Genomic DNA, 4,948 nt, shown 5'->3' with positions numbered 1-4,948 from the left:
CAGGGGCCGGATGAATGGAGCGCACGGTTTTTGGTTACTTTTTTCCACGAAAAAAAGTAACCCGCCGTAAGGGCGGAAAGGTGAATAAGCGTCAACACAAATAATGAATGCGCCTACAACTTTCAAAACCAACTAAACCAACCCCAACCCCAATCCCAATCCCAATCCCAATCCCAATCCCAATCCCAATCCCAATCCCAATCCCAATCCCAATCCCAATCCCAACTATCAGGAAGGCAAAACAGGCTCAGGCAACCCCAACCGCCGCGCCACATACAAATCAATCAAATACCGCGCAATCGACCGCCCCGCCGGCAACGGCGGCAGTTCATGCACATTGAACCACTGCGCATCCTCGATCTCATCCGGCTGCATGACAATCTCCCCCCCCGCATATTCGGCATGAAACCCCAACATCATCGAATGCGGAAACGGCCAGCACTGGCTGCCAACGTACTGGATGTTCCTCACCTCCACCGCCACCTCTTCACGCACCTCACGCACCAGGCAGTCCTCGGCCGACTCTCCCGGCTCGGCAAACCCCGCCAAGGTGCTGTACACCCCGGTAACGAAGCGCGGCGAGCGCGCCAGCAACACCTCGTCGCCACGGGTCACCAGCACGATCATGCTCGGCGAAATGCGCGGGTAGCTACGCAGCTCGCACGGCTGGCAGTACATCGCCCGCTCCCAGTGGATCTGCGTCATCGGCTGCCCGCAGCTGCCGCAGAACCGGTGCTCGCGGGCCCAGGTGCCGATCTGCGCCGCATAACCCAGCACCTTGTAGGTGTCAAAGTCGCCCTCGAGCATGAAACGACGCAGCCCCTGCCACGCGCAGCCCGGCACCTCGCCGGCACTGCGCAGCTCCAGCAGGAACACCGGCTGCCCGTCAAAATGGCCAATGCCGTGCTCGCACAGCACCTCCAGGCCCTGGCGCTTGAGCCAGTCACGGGGGAACAGCGCGCCGTTGGCGTCGAACAAAAAACCCTCGGGGCTGCGCGCCACGGCCAGGCCACCGGCGATCTGCGGGTCGAGTACTGCGGTTGTCCAGCGTGCTGACATCGGTTCGGGTCCCTTCAAGGCGCCCGCCAACCCGGTCAGTCGGCGAACGTCGGTTGCTGTTTGCTCATGTGGGCAGCCACCGCCACCCGCAAGTCTTCGGACTGCAGCATGGCGGCGTTCCAGGTGGCGATGTACTCCAGGCCATCGTCGATACGATGGTCACGCATGTAGCTGAGCATCTCCTTGGTGCCGGCCACAGCGACCGGTGATTTTGCGGCAATCTCGCGGGCAATGGCAAAGACCCCGTCCAGCAGCGCCGCCTGGTCATCATAAACCCGGTTCACCAGGCCGATGCGCAGCGCTTCGTCGGCGTCCACCATACGCCCGGTGTAGGCCAGCTCGCGCAAGATGCCGTCGCCGATGATACGCGGCAAACGTTGCAAGGTGCCGACATCGGCGGCCATGCCCATGTCGATTTCCTTGATCGAGAACTGCGCATCCTGGGCGCAGTAACGCATGTCGCAGGCCGACACCAGGTCAATGGCGCCACCGATGCAGTAACCCTGAATCGCCGCCAGCACCGGCTTGCGGCAGTTGTCCACGGCGTTGAACGAGCGCTGCAGGCGCAGGATGGTGCGGCGCAGCAGGCGCGCGTTGCGGCCAACGTCCTTGCCCATCTGCCCGGCCAGCGAGGCCAGCATCATCAGGTCGATGCCGGATGAAAAATGCTTGCCGGCGCCGCTGATCACCACCGCACGCACCGCATCGGTGTCATCGACCCACTGGAATATATCGACAATCTCTTCCCAGAAGGCCGCGTTCATCGCGTTGATCTTCTCTGGGCGGTTGATCTGCACGTGGGCGATGCTGTCGGTCAGTTCAACCTTGAATGCGGTGTATTCGGTCACGGGCGGCACTCCTGTGGAGAAAAGGTTCACGCGCAGGATCTTAACGCACCCGCTAGGCCGTACATGTGCCAAAAACAAGACTGCCAGCGCCCCGTCAGCGGCTTTTCTTACAACGCCCCGGCGGCTTTCTGCTTCTGTTGTCGAATTCCCATCGGCCTAATCGACTACCTGGCAAACCCATCCCAAGGAGCACCCCTCATGCGCAAGCTCATCGTCGCCGCCTTCATCACCCTCGACGGCGTCATGCAGGCCCCCGGCGGCCCGCAGGAGGACACCAGCGGTGGCTTCGTCTACGGCGGCTGGCTGCCGCCATACGCCGACGATGACTTCGGCAAAGCCATGCAGGCGCTGTTCAGCCAGCCGTTCGAGCTGCTGCTGGGCCGGCGTACCTACGACATCTTTGCGGGCTACTGGCCCAAGGTCGCCGCTGACTCGCCAAACCAGCCAATGGCCAAACTGTTCAACGGCGTGGCCAAGCATGTCGCCACCCACCACCCCGAGTCGGTGACCTGGCACAACAGCCACGTGCTGGGCGCCGATGTCATCGCAGCCGTGCGCACCCTCAAGCAGCAAACTGGCGCCCCCCTGCTGACCCAGGGCAGCGCCGAGCTGGTACAGCAGCTGCTGGCCGCCGGGCTGGTGGATGAACTGCGGCTGTTGGTGCACCCGATTGTGCTCGGGCACGGCAAGCGCCTGTTCGGCAACGATGCCCAGGCCGCAGCGTTCACCTTGCGCGGACACTTCGCCACGTCCACAGGCGTGCTGCTGGCCCACTATGAGCAAAAAACCCAGGTACAAACCGGCTCGATCGACTGATCAGGCCAGCAGCCTGGCCAGGGCCTGGGCAAAGCCCTGCGGGTCTTCCAGCATCATCAGGTGGCCAACGCCCGGCAGCACGGTGAAGCTGGCCGCCTGCTGCCCGGCCCAATACGGCACGTCCCAACCGCTGCGCGAATGCTCGCCGGCGAGCAAATGCACCGGGGTCGCGGCGAACAGTGTTTGCAGTTGCGCCAGGTAGCGCGTCGCCCCCGTCACCGCCACCACCGAACGGGCCATGGCTTGCAAGGTGCTGGCCGGCTGGTGGGCCAGCCAGCGTTGGGCCAGGGCCAGGCGCTGCGCATCGGCCGCCACCCCCGCCGCCCTCAGCCAGCCCTGGGCATCGGCACGAAAGCCTTCCAGCATCGCTTCGGCAGCGTCGGGCTCCATGCGCGCCACCGACGCCGACCAGAACGCATCGTTCAAGGTAAAGTTGCCCTCGACACTGACCACGCTCGCCACCTGCTGCGGGTAGCGCAGGGCATACAGCATCGCCACCACCCCGCCCACCGAATGCCCGACCAGGTGCGCCCGCGGCACCCGGCGCGCCTGCAACTGGCGATGCAGGTATTGCACCTGCGCGGCAATATCGATGCGCCCGGCAGGCATGCCTTGCAGCGTGCCGTAGCCCAGCAGGTCGGGGGCGATCACCAACCGGGGGTGCAAGCCTTGGTGAAGTGCGGGATGATCCAGGCAGCCGACCAGGCCATTGACCAGTACCACCGGTGTATCCAGCTCCATCGCACGCCTCGCTGCCAGCCAAAGGGAAGGCGCAGCATGGCGCCATGGGCAGCCCTTGAGTAGTTGCCATGCGCCAATCCAGGGTTTGCAATGGCGCCCTTGTGTTTGCCGCAGGTCGTCAAGCACGGGGCATTGCCGCCTCACAACCAAAACAGGGAAGGACCCCATGTTAGATATCCGCCGCGCCACCCGCCACGACGCCCGCGACGCCTACGCCATCCGCCGCCAGGCGATCCTCCACCAGTGCCCCGGCGATTACGGCGAAGATCTCGCCAGGGCCTGGGCCGAGGTGCCCCACAGCGAAGGCTTCACCGCGCTGGTGGCCGACCACTTTCACCTTGCCTGCCTGGACGGCAGCACCGTTGCCACCGGCATGATCGACCTGGCCAGTGGCGAGCTGGGCGGTTTGTTCGTGCTGCCCGGGCACATGCAGCGCGGCGTTGCCCGGGCGATGGTCACGCACCTTGAGCGCATCGCCTGGGCCGCCGGGCTGGAGCAGATCCACCTCGACGCCACCCTTAACGCTGCGGCCTTCTACCGGCGCTGCGGCTATGAGGGTGACACCCAGGCGATCTACCACTCGCCGGCGGGCCTGCAACTGTTATGTGTGCCCATGCGCAAGGCGCTGATAGCGGTATAACATCAGGGCCCCAGCCCTTTGGAGATATCGCCATGCTGCCCACTGCCGCCTCCCACAGCGCCCGCCGGGCGCGCCTGCACGTGCTGCGCGGGCGCGTGGGCCTGGGGCTGGTGGCCGCGCTGTCGGTGCTGGCGGGCATGACCGATGCCATCGGCCTGCTGGCGTTGGGCGATTTCGTCTCGTTCATGAGTGGCAACACCACGCGCCTGGCTGTGGCAATCAGCGAGGCAGACCTTGCGTTGATACTGCGCCTGGCCCTGGCGATCTTCAGCTTCGTCGCGGGCAATGCCCTGGGGGTGGTGCTGGCCCGGCGCCTGCGCCGCCGCGCCGCGCCGTTGCTGCTGATCGTCGCCGCCCTGCTGGCGTGCGCGGCCTGGCCGCTGCCCTGGACCTTCCCGGCACTGGTGCTGGCCACCTTGGCCATGGGCATGCTCAATGCCGTGGTCGAGCAGGTGAACGGGCTGCCGATCGGGCTGACCTATGTCACCGGGGCGCTTTCGCGTTTTGGGCGGGGGCTGGGGCGCTGGTTGCTGGGCGAGCGGCGCGGGGGCTGGCGGGTGCAGTTGGTGCCCTGGGCGGGCATGCTGGTCGGGGCGGCCATCGGGGCCTGGTTGCAGCAGCGGTTGGGGTTGCTGGCGCTGACGGGGAGTTGCGGGTTGGCTTGTTTGTTGGCGTTGGTGGTGGGGTTTGTGCCGCGGGCTTGGCAGGTGGGGTTTATGGTGCGGTGAGGGGGTTCGGGTTCAGGTTCGGGTTCGGGTTCGGGTTCGGGTTCGGGTTCGGGTTCGGGTTCGGGTTCGGGTTCGGGTTCGGGTTCGGGTTCGGGTTCGGGTTCGGGTTCGGGTTC

6 protein-coding genes are annotated in these 4,948 nt (G+C 65.3%); 3 read left to right on the top strand and 3 right to left on the bottom strand.

Annotated elements, in window-relative coordinates; translation table 11 throughout:
- Nucleotides 1-228: 228 nt before the first annotated feature.
- Entirely contained in the window at nt 229-1,059 is an 831-nt protein-coding gene (nudC, locus tag ACI2KK_RS28825) for an NAD(+) diphosphatase (RefSeq protein WP_404671631.1), read from the bottom strand.
- Between the two features lie 35 nt (nt 1,060-1,094).
- Entirely contained in the window at nt 1,095-1,907 is an 813-nt protein-coding gene (locus ACI2KK_RS28820) for a crotonase/enoyl-CoA hydratase family protein (protein ID WP_404671630.1), read from the bottom strand.
- A gap of 198 nt (nt 1,908-2,105) precedes the next feature.
- Here ACI2KK_RS28820 and ACI2KK_RS28815 point away from each other — a divergent pair, with 198 nt between their 5' ends.
- Nucleotides 2,106-2,723, top strand: coding sequence for a dihydrofolate reductase family protein (locus tag ACI2KK_RS28815; RefSeq protein WP_404671629.1), 618 nt, complete (start codon nt 2,106-2,108; stop codon nt 2,721-2,723).
- Here ACI2KK_RS28815 and ACI2KK_RS28810 read toward each other — a convergent pair whose 3' ends face one another.
- Entirely contained in the window at nt 2,724-3,464 is a 741-nt protein-coding gene (locus tag ACI2KK_RS28810) for an alpha/beta fold hydrolase (protein WP_404671628.1), read from the bottom strand.
- 166 nt (nt 3,465-3,630) lie between these two features.
- On the opposite strand from ACI2KK_RS28810, the gene ACI2KK_RS28805 reads away from it, so the two are divergent.
- Nucleotides 3,631-4,104, top strand: a complete 474-nt coding sequence (locus ACI2KK_RS28805; RefSeq protein WP_404671627.1) for a GNAT family N-acetyltransferase — start codon at nt 3,631-3,633, stop codon at nt 4,102-4,104.
- Between the two features lie 32 nt (nt 4,105-4,136).
- A complete protein-coding gene (locus tag ACI2KK_RS28800) occupies nt 4,137-4,832 on the top strand; it encodes a YoaK family protein (RefSeq protein ID WP_404671626.1) in 696 nt (231 codons plus the stop codon).
- The last annotated feature ends 116 nt before the right edge of the window (nt 4,833-4,948 follow it).

This window comes from Pseudomonas sp. NPDC089406 (assembly GCF_044900265.1).
Lineage (GTDB): Bacteria > Pseudomonadota > Gammaproteobacteria > Pseudomonadales > Pseudomonadaceae > Aquipseudomonas > Aquipseudomonas fakonensis.
This window is presented reverse-complemented; position numbering and strand designations above follow the sequence as displayed.

Excerpts from the sequence above, each read along its gene's own strand:
- nudC (WP_404671631.1), bottom strand. The coding sequence starts at position 1,059 with ATGTCAGCACGCTGGACAACCGCAGTACTCGACCCGCAGATCGCCGGT.
- ACI2KK_RS28815 (WP_404671629.1), top strand. The coding sequence starts at position 2,106 with ATGCGCAAGCTCATCGTCGCCGCCTTCATCACCCTCGACGGCGTCATG.
- ACI2KK_RS28810 (WP_404671628.1), bottom strand. The coding sequence starts at position 3,464 with ATGGAGCTGGATACACCGGTGGTACTGGTCAATGGCCTGGTCGGCTGC.
- ACI2KK_RS28805 (WP_404671627.1), top strand. The coding sequence starts at position 3,631 with ATGTTAGATATCCGCCGCGCCACCCGCCACGACGCCCGCGACGCCTAC.
- ACI2KK_RS28800 (WP_404671626.1), top strand. The coding sequence starts at position 4,137 with ATGCTGCCCACTGCCGCCTCCCACAGCGCCCGCCGGGCGCGCCTGCAC.